Annotated in this window: 13 protein-coding genes; 9 read left to right on the top strand and 4 right to left on the bottom strand. The window is 48.8% G+C overall.

The window, feature by feature from the left end; translation table 11 throughout:
• Positions 1-146 precede the first annotated feature (146 nt).
• A complete protein-coding gene (locus MHM94_RS01365; protein WP_235418435.1) occupies positions 147-4532 on the top strand; it encodes a putative Ig domain-containing protein in 4386 nt (1461 codons plus the stop codon).
• 268 nt (positions 4533-4800) lie between these two features.
• Here MHM94_RS01365 and MHM94_RS01360 read toward each other — a convergent pair whose 3' ends face one another.
• Positions 4801-6147 carry a PLP-dependent aminotransferase family protein gene (locus tag MHM94_RS01360; protein ID WP_235418434.1) on the bottom strand — a complete coding sequence of 449 codons (1347 nt, stop codon included), beginning with the start codon at positions 6145-6147 and terminating at the stop codon, positions 4801-4803.
• A gap of 158 nt (positions 6148-6305) precedes the next feature.
• On the opposite strand from MHM94_RS01360, the gene MHM94_RS01355 reads away from it, so the two are divergent.
• From MHM94_RS01355 to MHM94_RS01330, 6 genes are all read left to right on the top strand, one after another.
• The gene (locus tag MHM94_RS01355; RefSeq protein ID WP_235418433.1) at positions 6306-6902 is read left to right on the top strand and encodes a LysE family translocator; all 597 of its coding nucleotides are present in this window, start codon (positions 6306-6308) and stop codon (positions 6900-6902) included.
• Between the two features lie 308 nt (positions 6903-7210).
• Positions 7211-8398, top strand: a complete 1188-nt coding sequence (locus MHM94_RS01350; protein ID WP_235418431.1) for an HlyD family efflux transporter periplasmic adaptor subunit — start codon at positions 7211-7213, stop codon at positions 8396-8398.
• A 12-nt stretch (positions 8399-8410) separates the two neighbouring features.
• Complete coding sequence (locus tag MHM94_RS01345) at positions 8411-9142, top strand: ABC transporter ATP-binding protein (RefSeq protein WP_235418428.1); 732 nt, start codon at positions 8411-8413, stop codon at positions 9140-9142.
• A complete protein-coding gene (locus MHM94_RS01340; protein WP_235418427.1) occupies positions 9139-11568 on the top strand; it encodes an ABC transporter permease in 2430 nt (809 codons plus the stop codon). The genes MHM94_RS01345 and MHM94_RS01340 overlap by 4 nt, the downstream gene beginning before the upstream one ends.
• A gap of 47 nt (positions 11569-11615) precedes the next feature.
• Complete coding sequence (locus MHM94_RS01335) at positions 11616-12926, top strand: sigma-54 dependent transcriptional regulator (protein WP_235418425.1); 1311 nt, start codon at positions 11616-11618, stop codon at positions 12924-12926.
• The gene (locus MHM94_RS01330; protein WP_235418423.1) at positions 12926-14200 is read left to right on the top strand and encodes an ATP-binding protein; all 1275 of its coding nucleotides are present in this window, start codon (positions 12926-12928) and stop codon (positions 14198-14200) included. Before MHM94_RS01335 ends, MHM94_RS01330 begins: the two co-directional genes overlap by 1 nt.
• Here MHM94_RS01330 and MHM94_RS01325 read toward each other — a convergent pair.
• Positions 14187-15059 carry a cyclase family protein gene (locus tag MHM94_RS01325; RefSeq protein ID WP_235418421.1) on the bottom strand — a complete coding sequence of 291 codons (873 nt, stop codon included), beginning with the start codon at positions 15057-15059 and terminating at the stop codon, positions 14187-14189. The two genes, MHM94_RS01330 and MHM94_RS01325, sit on opposite strands and share 14 nt — an antisense overlap.
• 148 nt (positions 15060-15207) lie before the next feature.
• Between MHM94_RS01325 and MHM94_RS01320 the strand changes: the two genes are divergently transcribed.
• A complete protein-coding gene (locus tag MHM94_RS01320) occupies positions 15208-17208 on the top strand; it encodes a fused MFS/spermidine synthase (protein ID WP_235418420.1) in 2001 nt (666 codons plus the stop codon).
• A gap of 35 nt (positions 17209-17243) precedes the next feature.
• Here MHM94_RS01320 and MHM94_RS01315 read toward each other — a convergent pair whose 3' ends face one another.
• The gene (locus tag MHM94_RS01315; RefSeq protein WP_235418418.1) at positions 17244-19043 is read right to left on the bottom strand and encodes a PKD domain-containing protein; all 1800 of its coding nucleotides are present in this window, start codon (positions 19041-19043) and stop codon (positions 17244-17246) included.
• Between the two features lie 189 nt (positions 19044-19232).
• Between MHM94_RS01315 and MHM94_RS01310 the strand changes: the two genes are divergently transcribed.
• Positions 19233-20522 carry a hypothetical protein gene (locus MHM94_RS01310; protein WP_235418417.1) on the top strand — a complete coding sequence of 430 codons (1290 nt, stop codon included), beginning with the start codon at positions 19233-19235 and terminating at the stop codon, positions 20520-20522.
• 55 nt (positions 20523-20577) lie between these two features.
• Here MHM94_RS01310 and MHM94_RS01305 read toward each other — a convergent pair whose 3' ends face one another.
• The gene (locus MHM94_RS01305; RefSeq protein WP_235418415.1) at positions 20578-21291 is read right to left on the bottom strand and encodes a hypothetical protein; all 714 of its coding nucleotides are present in this window, start codon (positions 21289-21291) and stop codon (positions 20578-20580) included.
• Between the last annotated feature and the right edge of the window lie 12 nt (positions 21292-21303).

Here is a 21303-nt window from a genome sequence, read left to right as displayed (position 1 = left end):
AAGTAGTAAGTAGTTGTAAAATAACTGCTTATTAAGCATATACTTTAGTATTGGTTTATTGCAAAAAAGGTAAAACCTTTTGACTATAGAGTCATAACTCTATTCAATACATTTCCTTTTTTTGGAACTTTGAATTGGATTAAGTTGTGAACATAACAATTAAAACAACATTCTTTGTCCTTGCTTTAATAACACTTGCGGGCTGTGGCGGTGGCAGTGGCGATAGTGAGCCCAGCGCAGAACCAACTCCTCCGCCAGAGGAAAATACCGAGCAAGGCGGTAATAATACGGCAGTAATAGAAAAATCATTGCGCCTCAATGACGCCCAAGTCGGGGTCCAATATACGCAAAAAATCGCCTTCCAATTACCTAGCGCTGTGTATCAATATGAAGTGGAATCCCTGCCCAGCTGGGCCACGTTTAACGAGGCCACTAAGGTGCTCTCGGGCACGCCACAAGCCGCTAGCAAAGAACAGGTAGTGATAAATGTGAGTGCCGATGACAACCGTTGGCGCTTCAGTGGTTATCTACAAGTGCAAGCTGCTCAGCCTGTTAACACTGAGACTTTGAATTTGGCAGGAGCCATGACTAATGAGCCGTATTCCTATCAGCTCACTTTAGATTTACCCGAGGGGCAATACACTTATAGTGCAGAGCAATTGCCTGACTGGTTAAGTTTCGATTCGCAAACACTTACGCTCAGTGGCACGGCTACTAGCAACGAACTAGCTCAATTCGTGATTGTCGCAGAGGGCACTCAGGCTACGTGGCGATTTGAAACGACCTTGCCAGTGCGCACTCTAATCGCTAAGCCAATGGCGTTTGCCAGTGGTTTAATCGGCGCGACTTATGAGCAACAGCTGACCTTTGATTTACCCCAAAGCGACTATACATTTAGTGCCAAGACGCTACCGAATTGGCTATCTTTTTCTGAGCAAACACACACTCTCAAAGGCGTTCCGCGCAATGAAGGCCTGTATAACGTTATTATCGATGCCACCGACCACGCCCATATTTGGCGTCTCTCAGGGGTTATCCCGATTCAACCTCATGGCGATAACGCAGCCACCATCATTACCCTTGCTCACGGCATCAAAAATGAACCTTACTCACACCTCTTGGATCTTGCGTTACCTGCAGGAAACTATGACTACCAGGTCACGAGCAAGCCGCAATGGTTGCAATTTAACACCTCAGAACAGCGCTTGTCCGGCACGCCGACCTCTGCGGGCGTTTTTGTATTTGCCCTTAATGCGTATCAAAATGAACAAACCTTCTCGTTCAAGGGTGTAATTCAAGTGACTGAAGCTCAGTCGGTGGCACTGACTCTGCCCTCTGCCTCGGTGGGAGCAGATTATGAGCATACCATTTCAGCTTCTTTGCCTGAGGGTGATTACACTTATACAGCAAAAACGTTGCCTTCTTGGGCATCATTCGATCCCGCCTCGTTGCGTCTCTCTGGGGTTGTTAGCAATAGTAGCAGTCAAGATGTGGTTATCTACGCCAGCAATGGCCTACAGGTATGGCGTCTATACGGGGAAGTAGATGTCTCTGGAACAACCACAGTGCTTAACAAACCGCTTGCTCTACCCATGGCTGATGAAGGGCAGGCTTACAGTCATACCGTTGATTTTCAACTGCCATCAGCGCAGTACAGCTATGAGCTTGAGCAAGCGCCGGGATGGCTTAATTTTAATGCGCAAACGCAGGTTTTATCTGGTGTGCCATTAAGTGCGGGGAATAGCCCTGTTGCGATTCGCGTCACCGGCGATGGCAAAGTTTATCTGTATCGCGGTGAGCTGCAGGTAAAAGCGAAAGCCGATACAATCAACAAACCCTTAAACTTACCTTCGGGCATTACGACAGCGGCGTATTACGCACAGGTAAACTACGCACTACCCAGTGGCGACTACCGCTATGAAGTGCTAAACATCCCCTCTTGGCTAAGCTATGACCCCCAACATCACACTGTGACGGGCAAACCAACCCACCCTGGGGTGTTTAACATCGAAGTAAAAGTGGCCTCTGACGAGCAGCAATGGCTGTTTAGCGGCGAGATAGCAATTGAAGATCACAATACCTACCTAAGCCGCGATGTTATCGATTTCTATGCTCGCGATTACAGTTACCAGCCTCGCCAGCTTCGGGATGACCTAAGTGGTGAGCTGGCAGCAGAAATTCAATTTGTGCAGTCACATGCAGTCGCACCTAACAATAATTATCAGCGCAACAGCAGTGATGAAACACTGTCTCGGTACATGCCGAGTGTGGTTGCTCAGCGTGAGGCTTTGATACTTTATTTACCACATGATGGCGAAAACATTGACGGTGTTAGTGCCAAAATAGCCTTAGATGGTCAAGCCGTTTTAGACCTTGATTTGAATCACCCCAACACCTTGCCTCGCGCTGATTTTCAAGGCGGTGACGGTGTCGCCTACTCCACTAATGCTTGGTGGGCCATTTTACCTTGGCAGCATGTTAGAAATGGACTCTCTATTGAGTTCTCCTCCGAGCAAGCTTCAGGCACTCTGAGCGCAGACAGTATTGATATCGCCGATGCTTCGCACATGGTATTTAAAAGTATTCGCTTGGGAATGCTGACGTACTACGATGAAAGCAATGGTCATTGGACACTGCGCGATCCTGTTTCTGCTGCCACCGACTATTTTCAAACACTGCCTATCTCCAGTCTCGTGCTCGCTAGCTACGATGGCCAAGAACTGGATAAAGTGATCATTCGCGATGGAACCATTTACGACAAAGAGCGTGATGTGTCGAGTGCTGTTGAGGGCGGCATTTACTCCGGTGATATGCGTGGCGATGTTGCAAAATCTCAAGTCAGCGTGGGCATAAATATGGCCGATTATGGCTATACCAGCAACAGCATGAACCAACGCTACAGCCATGTGTTCAAGCAAATCACCAACCATCACGCATGGGGGCAATACACTAACGGACGTATCAAACACGGCTTAAGTGGCGGTAACGGAATTGGCACTCTTGTTTCCTCGTGGGGCAATGAGGCCAGCCATGAATGGGGCCACGCTTATGGCTTGGGCCACTACCCTGGGCAAGGACTGACCACCGATGGACGCTGGGCTGTGCACCACAGTGACAGTGGCTGGGGATGGATAGCTCATCGCAAACGTATGCGTGCCAATATCACGGCTATTAATAGCGATAATACCTTTGGCTTTCATAAAGACGCCATGTCTGGCGGGTGGGAGAATTCGCCTTTCTCTGTGTATACCTATTACACCGGATTTACGGCTCGTATTATTCAAAATAATGTCGCTGGCTTCCCTGTACCGGATGCTAGCTACGAGTCTGGCTATAAAAAGTGGGATAGTGACAGCGGTGCTTACACACAGCACATTTCCTCACATCCAACGCCTGTAAAAGTAGGAGTCCCGGTGGCGACGATTCTTGGGGGATACGATCCCGATGGCAATAACGCTCTCATCTACCCAGTGTTTCATGGCAATTACGGGAATATATACGATTTACCAGCGCCCGACTTGAGTGCTAGCGACGATCAATGCTGGGTGAGTGTCAGTAATGCGGCCGGTGAGCAGCGGCAGATCAAAGTATCAGCAACACGCCATGCGAGTAATTCCATCAACCAGTTGCACTTTAATTTAGAAGCGCAATTTAAGCCCACCCAAGCGGTGCTCACTTGCCGCAGAGATGGCACTGATGTAGAACTCACCCGCACTCAGTTCAACGGGCTTATTCCTGAATTACCAGTCGTTGCCCAAGTTGGTCAAGAACATGGCTTTAAGCAATTGAAAGATCGCGAGTTCGAAGAAATCGAGGCCGAGCTACAGGCGCTAAGCGAGGATGCAAGCTTCTTACCTGCCAGTGTTGCCTACAAAGTGGCAAGCTATGAACTAACGGAGCTATTACCTAATTTGAGTGAGTCTAGCCGTGCCAAGTTAACGCGTATTCATAACTTGGAAGCAGCGGTGCAAGGCCTGCGCGCGCTCATTGCCCATGCCCAAGCTCAAGGGTTAGACGCATCGACCTTCAAGCAACGCGTGCTGACGCACTTGTTAGCCGAAGGGTTGAGCGATAGCAGTGACCTGACATTATCAGGCAGTGAGATACATGGTAATAACTACTTTTTTAGTCACGATGGTAACGCAGGAAGCAATGTGCAGTTAGTTGCCCGCACTGACGATAATCAAGGCCAACGCACGCAATGGGTCTTTGACGATTTAGGTCGCCTGCATCCAGTCGCCACGCCTTGGCTATGCGCCGAGCAGGTGGGTAGTCGTGTCAATCTAACATCATGCTCAACCAGCAATACCGCCCAACAGTGGCTATTTAATGCAACCAACCCTTGGGTTATTAAAAACGCCTCAACCAGTAAGTGCTTGGACTTTGATCGCACCAACATCAAGCTGATTCCTTACGGGTGCCATGGCGGTTGGAACCAGAAATGGTATAACTTGAGCTTCAATAGTGAGCTGTGGCTCTCTTTATTAAATGCCGATGAGCTCAAAGTATTGCATGAGCTGTTATTAAACTAGGTATTACACTAAAAAGGAGCATTGGCTCCTTTTTCTTCTTTAAAACAGCACAACTGCCCGCTAAGGCTTTCAATTTAGAAGGCACCAAGAGCGCTCAGCGTTGAAATCGCCCAAAAAGCCTCTTCATTTCTATGTTGAAAATCTATAGATAACTCTGCTTCGCGCTTGGGTAATGGAAAGGGGGTTTACAGTTTATCGCTCTCAACATACTCCCACCTTAAAGCGTACGGATTTCGCGCGTCATATCTACCGAACTCTCATTGTGCGGCTAACGCACACAGGAGCGCACGATTTCTAACCCTGCACGCAACTCATCGCGGGTTTTTGGCCCGGTCAGCGAGAGTCGAATGGCGTTAGCCTGGCCATAACCGCCAACGCAAAACTGTTGTCCCGAGCGTACCCTCACTCCGAGCTCGTATAATTGTTTAGTAACCTGCTCGGCTTGATGCTGTGGCGGTAGTGTTAACCAATAATTGAAGCCCTGGATAACATGATCTGCAGGGCGCTCTAGATGTTGCGCTAGAATCCGGTAGCGAGCCCGCAGTTCCATCGCAATGTAGTTATCAACTTCCGCCATGGCACCGCTACATAGCCAGCGGCAAATAAGGTCGATAAGTATCGGACTGACATGCATACACGTGGAGCGAAGTGCTTTTAATAGCGGCACCCGTAAATTAGCTGGCAACACTAAATAGCCGACACGAACACCACCGGCAAAGTATTTAGAGAAGCTGCCAACATAAACAGTAATATCAGGCGCTATGCTAGCGAGCGGCAGCTGCCGTTGTTCGGGTGGGCAGTACATCACGCCATCTTCGATGATCAAAACATCAAAGCGCCGGCAAATATCAATTATTTGCAAACGACGTTGCGCACTAAGTTGCACCGCCGTTGGGTTTTGAACATTAGCAGTAAGGTATAGCAATCGTGGCCGATGACGCTGACATTGCAGTAATAAATCCTCTGCTACCAAGCCCTGTTCGTCTATCGCCACGGGCTGAAGACGGCGCTCTAGTTGCGCACAACTATGAATAAACTCTCCATAGCATAACCCCTCAGTGAGCACCGTATCGCCACTGCGAGTCAAAGCTTGGAGGATAACACTTAAACCATGCTGGCCCCCATATGTCCATTGCACCCGCTCCGGCGTTAACTTGCTATGCCAACGCTGATTAAGCCACTGTCGCAAGGTATCACTGTGGCCGCACAAACCATCGGCACTGAAATAATCCAAAATGGCTGATTGTGCTTGTGGTTGTTCCAGCATCTGCTGCAAAGCGTTATGTAGGTGCTGCTGTTGACTGACGATCAGTGGTCGGCACAGCGACAGATCGATGCCCTGCTGAGAATCAAGGGGATGGTAATAGCTGTCAGCACTGAGAGCTTCCTTAACATAAGTACCGCTGCCCACGACTGACAACGTTTTGCCTAATAAAGACAGCTCCTGATAAGCGCGCGTGACTGTGCCTACGGTAACCCCTAATTGGTAAGAAAGGATACGCTGTGAGGGAAGCTTAGTTCCCGCTTTGATTTCACCGTTATCAATCATATCCGCGTAGGCTTCAGCCAACACTTTATATTTTGGGCCCTTGCGCCCATGCATTTGCGGGAGCACCCTGCCTCCAATGTTACCCAGACACTTTTATTAACTAACAAGAATATGTGAGGGCTGCGGTAAAGTGAATAGTTTAAATGTCATGGTGACGCATCAATACTCTCCCTTTGCCTGCAAAATTGCTTAGCATGGGCTCGTTCACCCATACAGGAGCCGCTATGACCTTAACCGTTATGTTTTCTTTAGCCCTATTTACGCTTTTTGTTGCTATCACGCCAGGGCCCAATAACCTGTTGCTCGCCGGCTCTGGCGCCCAGTTTGGGATACGTAAAACTGTGTCACATTTAATAGGCATTCGCTTGGGCCTGAGTGTCATGCTGCTAGTATGCGCCAGCGGTTTCAGCTCCATCCTAACAACAAGCCCCATACTGGCTGCCACACTAAAATATCTAGGGCTGGGGTATATGCTCTGGCTGGCTTTGGCAATGCTGCGTCACCAAGAGATAGGCCACACACCTATCAATAGCAGTCCATTTTCTGTAACCCAGGCGGCGTTATTCCAATGTGTAAATATCAAGTCCTGGACTGCCAGTATGACCGTCATTGCAGGCTTTAGCCAAAGCACTCACTATTGGCTGTCAGTCGCGTGTATTATCACCATATTTATCATTGTCGGGCTGTTCGCTAATCTTTGTTGGGTGTGGCTCGGTAAAAAGGCTGCGGCCCTACTGACGACCGTAAAGCGTACACGAATCTTTTACGCCACCTTGTGCGTTCTGACCATTATGAGCATGGTGCCCTTGGTTGTAACCTAATATATCGACATAGCTAACTGAATAACCAGTATATTACGGTGCAGCGGCTGCACGAAGCTAAAGCCGCTCACTCGCTCCCTTTGATGAGTCACTCTATTCCCACTTTTACTATTGCGCTCTCCCACAGGCGGGAAAAACCAGCGCCACATATATAAAATACTTATATATTTCATAGTGTTAAAAACTGGCATAGCTTTCGCTAAAGGCTAGGTATCGAATTCATTAACCTGTTGTCACCTATGGACATCAAGCATAGCTTAGCGAAAAACAAAACCTCCTCGCGCCGGCCTTTAATCTATGGGGCAGCCTTGGCTGTTCTGATCATCATAACGGCGAGTATCGGCTTTTCATGGCGCAGCCAACGTATTGATCTCAATGCCCTGACGCTTGCCACCGTGCAGCAAGGCCCTCTCAATACGCAGGTATCGGGGTATGGCGAATTGCGCTCTAAATACACACGGTTTTTAACCGCCAACCACCAAGCCCAAGTTGAGCAGGTGGTATTACGCCCCGGCGCACGCGTCACCAAAGACGATGTTATTTTACGCCTTAGCAACCCGAGCTTGGAGCAGCAATTAAACCGAGCCCGTCTTGCTTTAGCACGACAACGAGCCAACTTTGAGGCATTAAAGCTTGCCCAGCAAAGCGAGCAACTCACTGCCCAAGGTAACCTCACCTTGCTAAAAAGCGAGCTCGCCGGAGCCAAACTACGCGCTCAAGCTGAAGGCCAGCTCATAGCCGAGGGCATCGTCTCGATGCTGGATCATAAGCGCTCGCAGCTACGCGTTGCGCAGCTGAGTGAGCGGGTAGCGTTGAGCGAACAACAAATGCAGCAGATGCAGGCTTTACATCAAAAGCGTTTAGATGTTGAAAGTGAATTGGTTGAGGAGTTTAGTTTAGCCTTTGCCAGTGCCCAAGCCGATGTCGACAAATTGCAGGTGCGTGCCGGCATCAATGGCATGCTGCAACAGTTGCATGTTGAACAAGGTCAATCGGTTCAAGTGGGCGCACCGCTGGCCGTGGTTGGCAGTGAACATGAATTGCTAGCCGATTTACTGGTCAACGAGCGCGATGCCAGTCAGATCGTGGTCGGCCAGCAGGCGATCATCGATACCTTTACGGATACAGTGGCAGCACAGGTCAGCCGCATCGACCCTATTGTCCGTGACGGCCGCGTTGCCATCGAACTGGAGCTGGCAGCGGATTTACCTAGCAACGCCCGCCCGGCGTTGACCATCGAAGGCGAGATCATCACCGATACCTTAGAGCATGCTCGGCACTTGCGCCGCCCCAGTTATGTCGATGCCGAGCAAAGGCGTCCGTTATTTATCGTTGACCCCGCCGCAAATCAATTAGTCCAAGCCGAGCTGGAGTTTGGTAAACTCGCAGGAGACAGCATAGAGCTGCGCAGCGCGTTGCCTGCTGGCACTCAAGTTGTGATTTCGGATATGGGCGAATACATGCACTTACAAAAACTAACAACCGTTTCCCATTAACAGGATGTCATTATGCAAACCAAGCCAATCATTGAATTACAACAAGTGTCGAAGGTATACACCAGCGACGATGTCGAAACCCATGCGCTACGCAATATCGACCTCAAAATCTATAAAGGCGATTATGTTGCCATCAGCGGCCCTTCTGGCTGTGGCAAATCCACCCTGTTGAGCCTAATGGGGCTGCTCGATGATATTAGCGCTGGCCGCTATTACATTGAGGGCGTGGACACCCAAAGCCTCGATATGGATACCCAAGCCGAACTAAGAAACTTGCATATAGGGTTCATTTTTCAATCGTTTAACCTTATTGATGAGCTGAGTGTCTTTGCCAATGTAGCCTTACCCTTGCAGTACCGCGAGCCGGCCTTAAGTAAAGATGAAATACGCCAACGTGTGGAGCACGCGCTCGCCCAAGTGGAGATCAGCCACCGCTCTGGGCACCGCCCAAACCAACTCAGTGGTGGTCAGCAGCAGCGTGTCGCCATCGCTCGGGCGCTGGCGGGCACACCCAGTATCTTGCTGGTCGATGAGCCAACCGGTAACCTCGATTCTAAAAATGGCGATGCGGTAATGGCTTTGTTGAGCGAGCTAAACCAACAAGGCACCACCATATGCATGGTCACCCACGACCCCCGCTATGCCGGTTACGCCAAAAAACAAATCAAATTACTCGATGGCGAAATGATGCATCGTGATGCAGGCCTGAGCAGTGAGGCCAATACCGAGCTGGAGGCCGTATGATGACCCGCTTACGCATGCATTTACATATGGCTCTGCTGTCGCTGCGCCAAACGCCCGGTTTTGTTGCTGCGGTGGTAGCAACCTTAGCCATCACTCTGGCGTGTTTTTTCGTGGTGATGAGCTTATTCAGTAGCTATTTTGTGGCGCCCCTCAATGTTGAACAAGAATCACGTTTAGTCATTGTCGAGCAAGACAATATCTACCCGGATTACAACAGCCCGGGGTTTCAAAGTTTTCAATCGGTGCTGCATTGGTATGAAACACAAACCTCCTTTAGCCGCCAGGCCTTAGTGAACTCCGGTGAAGATGTCATCAGTAACCTGCCAGGGGAGCCACGTATCGCCATCACCTATGCCAGTGACGGCTACTTTGAGCTGTTTCGTGTGCCTTTAGCATTAGGACAGCATATGAGCCGACAACAGCGTGTGCAGGAGCCGCTGGATGAAGTGCTGATCTCTTATGACTTTTGGCAACGTTATTACGGCGGCGATGACAATGTGATTGGGCAAACCTTAGTGAAGCTAGATAAGCACTATCGCATTGTCGGTGTGGTTGCCAAAAACTACCAAGATCCCTATATGTTCAACCGGGGTGACAATCAGCTGTGGTTCAAATTTAGCGCGGATGCGCGCTACTTTAACGATGACAACCCAAGCGCTTGGTGGAATCTATTTCGGGGTATGAAACTAGTGGGCGTGCTTAAACCCGGGGCCACCAAAGCTTCAACTGAAGCCGAGCTTTACCAAAGTATTCAGGAAATTAAAGCGCAGTGGAAAGAGGAGTTTGATGAACTGGATGATCTCAAACCCATTGTCACTCCCTTTCGTCAAGCCGAGTTGGGCGACAATGACGATTTGGCGATTATGCTCCTTGCCGGAGTCACAGGGTTAGTGCTTATTGCGCTGTTAAATGTCAGCAATCTATTCATTGCCCGCGCCGTAGCCAAGCATAAAACATTGGCGTTACAAGCGGTGTTGGGGGCTAAACGTAAAACCCTCTTTGCCAGTATTTTAAGTGAAACCTTCGTGCTTATGGCCTTCGCCGTAGCCATCGCCTTATTTATCGCCGCCTGGGGCGTGAAGCTCTTTAAGTGGGTGAGCAGCGGGCATTTGCCACTGGTTCACACCGTCGGCATTGATATTACCGTGGTTTCCAGCGCACTGATTCTCTGCATCTTATTGGCCTTGCTCTTTGCTTGGATCACCAGTCGCCTGATTAACTTTAAGCAGTTACGCTCACAGGTACAGTCCTCTGGTAAAGGGGCGGTCAGCCAAGTCAGCATGCGCACCGTAAAATGGATGATTGCTATTCAGCTGTTCCTCGCCACCAGTTTAGTGATAACGGCGACCATGGTGCTGCACAAAAGTGTGGAAACATTGCAGCGGCCACTGGGTAGCCGAGTTGATAACATTTACCAAGTGATGGTGTTTATCGAAAAAAATCGGGATGAGCTCAGCAAACGCTACGATGATTTACAAAAATTCCTTCACGCCGCAGAGCAAATTCCCGGAGTCAAAGCGGTTGCACACGGGCAAAGCCCAGTTGATAGAGGCAAACGCGCCAGCACCATTACCGATATGTCCGGCAAAGGCTCTATTTTCATCCCGCAAACTTGGGTTGGCCAAGATTACTTCGAATTTACCGGGCTGAAAATCATTGAGGGCCGTAATTTTAGTGAGGCGGCTATTCGCGGCGAAAAGCATGAGTTCTTGGTCACCAAAGCAGTGAATGATTTGCTTAAGCCGGAAGGCTCACTGATTGGCGAGAAGTTTTACAGCTTCGACCCTGACAACCCAGTAGAAGTGGTTGGCATCACCGAAAACTTTAACCACCCCAAGTTCTATGATGAGGACCTAGGACGGCATTTATGGTGGCCTGCTCAGCCTTATGGCTTTGCGATCATGATAGAGATGCAGCCCGGCCAGCAGCTGCAAAGAGAAACAGTATTTCAAGCCATGCAGCAGGTCAGTAACCGTGCCGGCATATGGACTTTTAAGTCTTTAGAGGAGCAATACGCAGCCATCACTCATTTAGACAAAGTGACCTTGATGCTGTGCACTGCACTGGGCATATTTACCCTGTTGCTCGCCGGTATCGGTATTTATGGGGTGCTCAGTTATAACCTCAGATTACGTCGCTATGAACTGGGTATGCGCATGGCCTTAGGTGCCAAACGTAAATTGTTATATCATCAACTTATTAAGGATACTATTATGCCGTTGGTTGCTGCATTTTTATTGGCCCTGGGAGTATCCTTGGGCGGTTACGTCCTATTTCAACAGTCGGTGATGCTGTGGCTGTCTCTCAATCCGCTGTGGTTGCTTTTCGTCAGCGCTGCAATTATCGTTTTCGCACTGGCTTCGGTCATCTGGCCCATGCGACAACTAATACACGACAAGCCCATGGCGGCATTAAAACAACAATAAAGAATCAGGGGGCCCTGCGCCCCTTAGTTATTAGGAATACCCTGTACATGGCACGTATACTTATAATTGACGATCAGAGCGATGTGCGCCTAAGCGCCCGCATTGCGCTTGAGAGTGATAATCACCACTGCATAGAGGCTGACTCTCCCACAGCCGCGCTCAGCCAGCTTAACCGCCATCAGGTTGATTTAGTCTTACTGGACATGAATTTCACCAAGGACACCACCTCTGGCAAAGAAGGCTTGGCCTTTCTCGATAGCTTACGGCAATGTTCTCGGCGCATCGCGGTGGTGGTGATCACCGCCTATGCCAATGTCGAATTAGCCGTCAAAGCAATGCAATTAGGAGCTTGTGATTTTGTTGAAAAACCCTGGCAAAACCGCCGTTTAGTGAATGCTGTGCGCAAGCATTTGCCTCATGACAATAGCGATGCCAATGACCGCTTTCTGGCCTTTTCAAAAAAGACGCAAACCTTGATTGAAAACGCCAAGCGTATTGCTGCAACCAACGCCAATGTACTCATTACCGGTGAGAATGGCACCGGTAAAAGTATGCTGGCTAAGCTCATCCACCAGCATAGCGATAAAGCCGATGCGCCCTTTGTCAGCGTCAATATGGCCGCTATCCCGGAGAACCTCTTCGAAAGTGAGTTATTCGGCCACAGTAAAGGCGCGTTCACCGATGCCAAAGAAGCGCGTACCGGGCGCTTTACCCTAGCGCAATCGGGCATCCTGTTTTTAGATGAAATAGGCACCTTGCCCCTGGCGCTGCAAGCGAAGTTATTACGGGTATTAGAAAGTGGCGAATACGAGGTGCTCGGCAGCTCCACCACCTTGCACAGCGATGCGCGGGTGATCTCCGCCACCAATGCCGATTTACAAGCGGCTATTGCTGGCGGTGATTTTCGCCAAGACCTACTGTACCGACTCAATACCTTGGTCCTTACTTTGCCGCCGCTGCGCCAACGCAGTGACGAGCTCGTCAACCTTGCCGAGCATTTTATTCGCATCCACTGCCAGCGTTACCAGCTGCCTGTAAAAACCTTGAACCGCTGTGCCCTAGACAAACTTAGCGCCTATCAGTGGCCAGGAAACATGCGCGAGCTCTCACATGTATTGGAGCGCAGTGTGATCATGAGCGACGCTGATAGCCTCAGCGCTGAGCATATCGCCTTGCAACCTCACCAAGATATTGATTCGAGCCTACCGCTAATGAACTTAGAGGAAGCGGAAAAACGCATGATCAGCAACGCCATCGCTCATTTTGACGGTAATGTGGTCGCCGCCGGTGAGTTTTTAGGGTTGAGCAAATCCGCCATGTACCGACGCTTAGATAAATATCAGCTGGGCAACCAATAATGGCGCGCTCAAGCTCTTTAGAGCGACGCTTTATCATCCTTGCAGCCATCCCGCTAGGCACCCTATTGGTGCTGTTATTGGCCATCGGTGTTTACCTGCAATTGGATACACTGAGCCAAGTAACACTGCTATTGTTGGTTTTAGGCCCCTGTATCTGGGCACTCTGTAGTTTGTACCAAACCGTGTTCGACGCTTTTGATAGCGTCGCGGTGCAGCTAGATAGCCTCGCAAATGAGGAATTTACAGTGTGGCATTTTGCCCGGTATCGACATGGGCGCATTTATGCTTTGAAAGAGGATTTGCGCCGTATTGCTACCCGCATTAGTAATAAGCGTGCAGAATACGCGCACCACGAAAGCTTTGTGTTTGACTTGGTAAACGAGCTGCACTCGCCGGTGGTGGTGCTTGATGGCCATGCTCGGGTGTATCATGCCAACCCAGCGGCATTAGCTCACTATCATCAAGACTCACTGCTAGGAGTAGCGACCAAAGAGCTTGGCTTATATCGTCATCAGCATCAATGGCAGTTGCATCAAGGGCAGCATCAACCACGCTACAAAATTGACTGTCATAGCCTAAAGCGAGGCGCTCGTCATTACCAACTCTTGGTCTATGTGTCGATTGAACAGCCCCTAAGAAGCACCGAAAAAGAGGCCTGGCAAAAGTTGGTCAAGGTACTGAATCATGAAGTGCGTAACTCGCTGACGCCAATTTATTCGTTAACCCAGTCGCTGCGCGAGCAGCAACAGGCGCACTCACTGCAAGCGCAAATGCTCGAGGTGATAGAAAAACGCGCGCAACATCTACTCAACTTTGTTGCCAGTTACTCAAAGCTATCGCAGCTGCCACAACCGCAACTGCAAGCGATACCAATCACCGAGCTGGTTAGCCGCTTACAGGTGCTGCTGCCGCACATAGACATTGACTGCCAAAGCCACAGCGGCCGTTTATTAATCGACCCAGAGCAACTGGAGCAAGCATTGCTTAATTTGGTGCGTAATGCCGAGCAGGCCAATACCCTTAGCGGCACCGAAGGCATACGCTTAGCGATTAGTAAGCACAACCAGTGGCAACTCAAGCTGTATGATAATGGCCCTGGCATAGATAATCCCGATAACCTATTTGTGCCATTTTACTCCACCAAAACCCAAGGCACTGGCATTGGATTAGTATTGAGCAGAGAGATAATTAGAGCTCAAGGCGGTGAGTTAACACTTACCAACCATTCTCAAGGTGGGGCATTAGCGCAAATATCTTTACCTAAGGCAAAATAGCAAAAGCGTTCACCGCCATTCCCGTAGCCCCACGAACACGAGGCGGGTTTAGCACCAACATAAACTCATTGCTTTTGCCCTTTGCAAGCGCCTCGCTGAGCGCTTCTAAGTTAAGATTTTCAACAATATAAATACCATGTTGTGCGAGTAAAATGCGGTGTGCGGGAAAACGCGTTCCACTCTCAGGCACCACCTCGAAACTCAGTTGATCAGCACCTGCTAAGAATACGTGTTGCTGTGCTAGCCACTGTGCCGCACTCTGCCCTGGGCCCGGGCGAGGTCCGAGGTAAGTTGCATTGTCAGTATTAAAAAACTGGCCAAAACCGGTGCGGATCAACACCGACATCCCAGCCTTAATACGAACCTGTTGTGCTTTGGCTGTATCCTGCAAATCCTTTACGGTAATTTCGTATCCGCCAGGTAAGTGTGACACGCCTTTAAAACGCGCCACATCAAGTAACGCTGCACGATTAAGTAAGCGCTCGCGAGGATATTGCTCAATGCCAAGTTCCTTAAGGCCCCGAGCGCCATCGATAGCATCGGTGCTGATGCCACCATAGGCCTGGCCGTTGTGGCCAATATGGCCAATGGCATCAAGGTTGGGCGCGCCATGCTGGCCGCTAAAATACATAATGTCGGCGGCAAAGGAGAGCTCGGGGATCATCCCTTGGGTATCTTGATGATTATCCATCAGCGCCAACGCATAAGGGGGATTAAAACTCAAAAGCGGGGAGTTGTGATCCCACACATGATTGAGCTCAATAATGCGTGCTTTGGATAAACTCTCCAATAACTTAGCTTGGGCACCTAAACCGCTGTGAGTAAACATCAATGCAGCGAGTAACAGTATATATTTCATAGCGTTTCCCTGTTGTGATTGTGACATCCTGCTTGAGTATAGGCCAAAGCAAGAGCAACATGAGCGACTGTGCAGCTCCTTTTCCCCATTATGGTTAAACATGGTACATTAGCGGGCGTTTTTTCGCTCACGTACTCATTCACCCCCTATGCTTGCAATTATTCTTGTATTTCTCAGTGCTTTTTTACTGTTTCAAGTCCAGCCGATCATGGCCAAAATGCTGTTACCCAGCTTTGGCGGCGGCACCCAAGTATGGACCGCTTGCCTGTTGTTTTTTCAAGCCTTTTTATTGGCTAGTTACGGCTATGCGCACCTACTCTCAAGCCGCTTTAAGTTAAAGAATCAGTTTATTGTCCACGGCTTGCTGCTGCTCGTAGGAGCTCTAGCATTACCTATTGGCACCCAAGCCTTAGCCGCCCCGGGTGCTCACCCAGCTTGGCAGGTGTTATTGCAACTAAGTATTGCTGTAGGCTTACCCTACTTTGCCCTCGCCGCAACGGCCCCATTGATGCAAAGCTGGCAGGCAAAGGTCGATAACGAGCATGCCTATAAGCTCTATAGCTACTCTAATATTGGCTCGTTTTTAGCCCTACTTTCTTACCCCTTTGCTATTGAGCCTTGGTTCGCTTTAGGCCATCAATCGTGGCTCTGGAGTGGGTTATTTGTGGCATTTGCCGTCGTTTTTTACGGTTATATGGCACGCTTTTACAATCAGGCGAAGCGTTTAGGTACTACCGAGCAAAGTGCGTTTCGTGGCGGGCTTCATCACAAATGGTTACTATGGTTAGCTCTGAGCGGCTGTGGGGTGATGATACTCACTGCCAGCACCAACGCCATTACGCAAAATGTCGCCCCGGTGCCGTTTTTATGGCTTTTACCGCTGGCGTTGTATTTGCTTACCTTTGTTTTATGTTTCCACTCAACCAAGCTTTACCATCGGGTATTTTGGTTGGCGACCCTTTCGGTGTGCGCGCTTATCGCCTGCTTTTTGTTTTTCATTGGCAGCCAGTTCGATATTGTCAGCCAAGTAGTCCTGTATTCCTTAGTGCTGTTTGCCGCTTGCATGGTGTGCCATGGTGAGCTGGTTAAAGCCAAACCTAATACCGATTATCTCACCCAGTTTTACTTGTTAATGGCCCTAGGTGGGGCCTTGGGCACGGCGGCCATCACCTTTGTTGCGCCCCTCGTATTCACCTTGTATTACGAATACCCATTAGCCATTGCCATGGCCTTGATGCTGTTTGCTGTCGCCGTGCTACTTGATAAGCAGCACCAAAGTTCGCCATGGTTAGCCGGCAGTGCTGTTATTGGCGTGGCCATCTCGGCGCTGTTATTTCTATGGCTAGACAGTCAGTTTAAAAGTAATGATATTACCCGTTTGCGCAACTTTTACGGCTTGTTAACCGTGACTGAAGTTAATATCGACAACCGCGTTGAACGACGTCTGATTGATGGCACCACCACCCACGGTGTGGAAGTGTTGAGCGGTCCAGGACAAGGCGAGCCACAGAGTTACTACCGACAGCAAACCTTGGTCGGGCAAATGCTCTCACAGCTCTCGGCAAACGCCAAAGTCGGTTTTATCGGTTTGGGAGCGGGGACGTTGGCTGCTTATGGCAAGCCAGGCGATCACTACCATTTCTACGAGCTTAACCCCAATGTACTGGCAACGGCTAAAAGCCAATTTAGTTACTTAAACGCTTCAGCTGCGCAGCAGCATTATCACTTAGGTGATGGTCGCGTGACCTTATCTAAGCAACCCGCCCAGCGTTTTGATGCACTGGTGCTGGATGCCTTTAGCGGCGATGCCATCCCCATGCATTTGCTAACACAAGAGGCCACCGACCTGTATCTTAGTCATCTCAAGGATAACGGCTTGCTGGCGGTGCATATTTCCAATACCCATTTGGATTTAACACCTTTGATGCGCGGCTTGGCTGAGCATTTTGAATTAGCCATTGTTTACAACGAAAGCAAATCGCAACAGCGCCATGGTCACGATGTGCGCTGGGTCGTGCTTAGCCGCAGCGCTGAGCGTTTGGCATCGCTGCGCTCTAGTCAATCTCCTTGGCCAAGTACAACCACACCCTTTGTGTGGCGCGACGATTACAGTAACTTATTGCAGGCGATGAAGTTTATGGGCGATTAACTTAAAAAAGGCGGGAATTCCCGCCTTTTCTTTGCCTACTCGACTATCAGCACCTTGGCATGCGGATAGGGCGTACGCACTATGCCATCATCGGCATAAACCTCAACTAAATACCAACCTGGATCACTGACCGTTATCGTGGTCTGTGCTGTGCTTGTCGATGAGAAGGTAGCAGTGGCATTTGTTGGCGGCTCGACTCGCCACTCGTAAGTCAGCGGGTCGCCATCAGGATCGCCTGCGTTAACCACCAAGCGAATGGGCTGATCTGCTTTCAGCTCATCCAATACCTGCATGCCAAGAATATAGGGCTGGCGATTGGTGCCCGCTTTAACCTGTACCGACATAACATGAGGCTCGCTCGAGAGTTCACCATCAGAGGCCGTTACGCTCAGCGTATAGGTACCTGCTTTATCGAATGTGAGGCTTACTTCATTGTTTTCTATATTGCTAAGCTGCGCCTCACTTTGTGCAGGTTTATTTATCAACTGCCACTGGTAAGTGAGTACATCACCATCTGGATCTTGGCCTTTGGCGATAAAAGAGGCTGTTTTATAAAGTTTCACTTGGCCCGATGATAGCTCGATTTGAGCACTAGGCGCACTATTAGACGATGTGACACGATGGATCAATGACTTTTGACTCGTTAAAGCCCCATCAGACGCCTGCAGCGTTATTTTGTAATCGCCTGGGTCTTGCGCTAAAAAGGTGGCTTTGGCGCTGGTTTCATTTTCAAGACTGTATGTAGCACCTTCTGGTGCTTCTATTTGCCATAAAAAGTCTAAGGTATCGCCATCAGGGTCCGTAGTTGCTGAGCCATCGAGCGTCACTTGCTGATAGGTTTTGCTTGAGCTTGGAGTGTTTAATAGGCGCACAAAGGGCGCGCCATTGTTAGCTGTTGCGGTGATCTCTTTGGTTGCCACAACATATTCTCCAGTGCTTGCCGTGAGTCTTAGTTGTACTAAATAAGTACCGGCGGCATCTGCGGTGAAAAGCGCTTCAACAGCATCGTGAGTAGAGAGTTCGGCGCTGCTACCTTGTGGTTTACTCTTTAACTGCCAAGTAATTCCCACCCCTTCATACAGCTTGCTATTTGCTGCGCTGAGTTTAATTTCGGTGCCCACTTTTACGCTACTAGGGGCAGAAATCACCGGCTCTAAGGATTGTTCTTGAACAGTAACTGTGCCTTCGGTGCTGTGCTGTAACTCACCGTCATCAACAGTTAAGCGAATGGTATACTTCCCCGCTGATTGAGCCTTAAATAGTGCCTGAACGTCGGTATGGGCACTAAGTTGAAACTCGGCAGAGCTATTATGAGGCTGTGCTTGCCACTCATAATTTAGCGTATCGTTATCCGCATCGAAGCTTGCTGAAGCATCTAAATGAATAGTTTCGTTCTTACCAAAATGTGTTTGCGCCAATTCAAAGCGCGCCACCGGCGCAGTATTATTGCTACTGTCAGCGACAGTAATGGTGGTTAGCACTTCACTGCTATTATTGTCGCCAGCGTCTATCACCAGCTTGAGCTGATAAGTCCCCGCGACAGTAGGTATAAAGGTAGGCTTCAACGTCTCTTTATCAGTGAGTTCAACTGCGCCATCTTCAGGCACACTGTGCCATTGCCAAGAAAAACTGCCGCCACGAGGGATCACACTTTGGGTCGCATCAAGCTGTATTCGTTGTCCTCGCTGAGCCTGAGTGACCGCAGCAACATGAGCCTTGGCCGATTGCGAGGTGTTCTCTACAACAGGTGTCGCATCCTTGTTACTGTCGCTTCCTCCACACCCCGATAGTGTTAAACAAAATAATGGGCAAAACAAAGCAAGTCCTTTGTACATTTCTATATCCTTATAAAGTTCCTATAAAAGGAATGCTATATTAAATTTATTTTAATTTCCATTGCAGTATCAATAAGATGATTAATTATTGATACTAATTCAAATCTGAAAAATACTAGATATATTGACTTTAATTATCACTGTGTAAAAGATAGACATTAGTGACTTTGATAAAAAGGCATTGCCGTTATGGTTAAGTACTTATTGGCATTAGCTGTTGTATATTCATGCTCGTCATACTCACACAGCGTGTACTCCAGAGCCAGTGAGTGCCATGTTGACGAGCGTTCGGCGCAATCTGTACAAGTAACATATCGAGCCCGTATGGGGTCATTCAGTGACGATGAGCTAATTACACAGACTAAAGAAAAGCTGCTGCATAAACTGCAAGATATCGCCGACAATACCGATGCGGGTATCATGGAAACGGCTGTCAGCTTTAAACGTGATCCGAACTCATCCAATATTGATGCAATTGCGCAAATCGCATCAGTCACTGAATGCTACGGTGATAGATTTAAAATAACGAAAGAGAATATTGATTATTTATCATCAACAGTTTTCAAATATACGAGTAACGACCTTGATATAGAAACTTCATTCACATTACCAGCCGCCCCCCTAAAACAGCTTCAGCAGTTAACACCGACTTTAATTATCACCGAGGATTCTATATTTACTTTTAAAATGGGTGATGAATTCGCTCAAGTACTCGAAAAACTAGGCCGTTTTACTATGTTATGGCCGATAAATGACACAAAGTTACTGGCTTTTATTGGTCGCAATCATGTTTTTAGTTTTCACCAAGGTAAGTTAGTGGGTTATCAATACAACCAAGCTTTGTTGCCTATTTCGTTAGCTAACCAGTTGGAAATTGTTGCCGAAGACTTTACATTCTCCTTAAATGGAGCACAGTTTGCTTCTACAGCAACCCTTGATGGCCAGCAGGCAGCACTCATTGACTCGGCTTATAGCGAACCCAAATTTTTAACACTACAACAAGTTAGCGACCTTGATGAAACCGCGCAGAAGTTAGCTGGGTTTAGTGTAGGCAAGCCCTTCACCGACTTTAGCAAGGTGCAAACCTCTCCTTGCTACCAACACGCCATGAGCATTGACGAGTATATTAGCACCTATGGAAACAGCCTAATTCAACTAGTCGATGCCGATAATAAGCGTGCTTTTTTCACCCCTTGTCGGCAAAAAATTGTGATGTCTACTGCAGAGCAAGTGGACCATATTAAACTCATGGAAGACTTCTCCGCCCGCAGGGCAGGCATCTACGGCAAAAACGAGCTCTTCGATAACTTTTCAAAATGGCAGTTTGCTGGCCTTGGCCAAGGAGACCCTTATGCCAAGCTTGAAGCCATGTGCAACACTAATCTAGAGTGGGATACCGCTTATGTCACTACAGAAAAATGGCATGGGCAGTTTTTGGTGATTGATGACACCTTGATTAGTGGCAAAGTGTTCCATTAGCTGTGCCGTGGTGTGGGAGCAACATTGTGGGAGCAGCTAAGCTGCTCCTTACCTATTACCACTTCGCCAGCAGCGTTATCGGTGCCCCTTGCTGCAAGCGAGTCACAATATAGGTGTTCACACTGGAATAACTGCCGCCATCAACGCCATTTTCCATATAGAAAATAGCATCTTCGATGCCATCGCCATTATAGTCGCCTTGGGCCATGAGCGTTAAACGCTGAATACTGCCATCGGTATCGTAATACACCGCTTGGTCTTCACTCGCAGGCTCAACTTTTTTGATTGTGGTCACATCACTCCAGTGCTCGGACTGCGCCACCCGCTCAACCGTATCATTAGAGATAGCGAGGGCGAATTCGGCAGGTAATTCCTTGGCCACTTCTTTACCGTGAGTAAAGTTGATCCAACTGCTGTGAGAGGCTTCTAGTTTCGCCATCGCCTGCCAGGTGTCGCAGATATGTTTGGTTGCTATTACCGCCTCTTGATAAGAGTATGTATCTGCCTCGAAGCCTTCCGCTAAAGCCTTTTTGAGCTCTAAGCAATTCGATACCTCAATAAAGTCCACCCCCTTATTGAGAGTATCTTGGTAATACCACTGTTTGTTGTGAAGTGCGGCAATCTCTGAGCTGTTCTTCAGCTCAATGCGTTTATCAAAGAAGCTATGGGCTTTGTTCTCTAAAGTATAACGAGGCTCTATACCTGTCTTTGCACACACGCTCAGTGAACCAAAAAGAGCGGTCACTGTTATGAGGTTTAATTTAGTCACTCTGAGTTTGCC

It is taken from the genome of Pseudoalteromonas sp. CNAT2-18.1, assembly GCF_022347865.1.
Taxonomy (GTDB): Bacteria; Pseudomonadota; Gammaproteobacteria; order Enterobacterales; family Alteromonadaceae; genus Pseudoalteromonas; species Pseudoalteromonas ruthenica.
The sequence above is the reverse complement of the archived record's forward strand: the minus strand, read 5'-3'. Positions and strand labels throughout refer to the sequence as shown.

Bases quoted from the DNA above. Each gene is read 5' to 3' on its own strand.
- MHM94_RS01330 (WP_235418423.1), top strand. From the start codon at position 12,926: ATGGCGCGCTCAAGCTCTTTAGAGCGACGCTTTATCATCCTTGCAGCC.
- MHM94_RS01325 (WP_235418421.1), bottom strand. From the start codon at position 15,059: ATGAAATATATACTGTTACTCGCTGCATTGATGTTTACTCACAGCGGT.
- MHM94_RS01320 (WP_235418420.1), top strand. From the start codon at position 15,208: ATGCTTGCAATTATTCTTGTATTTCTCAGTGCTTTTTTACTGTTTCAA.
- MHM94_RS01335 (WP_235418425.1), top strand. From the start codon at position 11,616: ATGGCACGTATACTTATAATTGACGATCAGAGCGATGTGCGCCTAAGC.
- MHM94_RS01315 (WP_235418418.1), bottom strand. From the start codon at position 19,043: ATGTACAAAGGACTTGCTTTGTTTTGCCCATTATTTTGTTTAACACTA.
- MHM94_RS01345 (WP_235418428.1), top strand. From the start codon at position 8,411: ATGCAAACCAAGCCAATCATTGAATTACAACAAGTGTCGAAGGTATAC.
- MHM94_RS01310 (WP_235418417.1), top strand. From the start codon at position 19,233: ATGGTTAAGTACTTATTGGCATTAGCTGTTGTATATTCATGCTCGTCA.
- MHM94_RS01340 (WP_235418427.1), top strand. From the start codon at position 9,139: ATGATGACCCGCTTACGCATGCATTTACATATGGCTCTGCTGTCGCTG.
- MHM94_RS01355 (WP_235418433.1), top strand. From the start codon at position 6,306: ATGACCTTAACCGTTATGTTTTCTTTAGCCCTATTTACGCTTTTTGTT.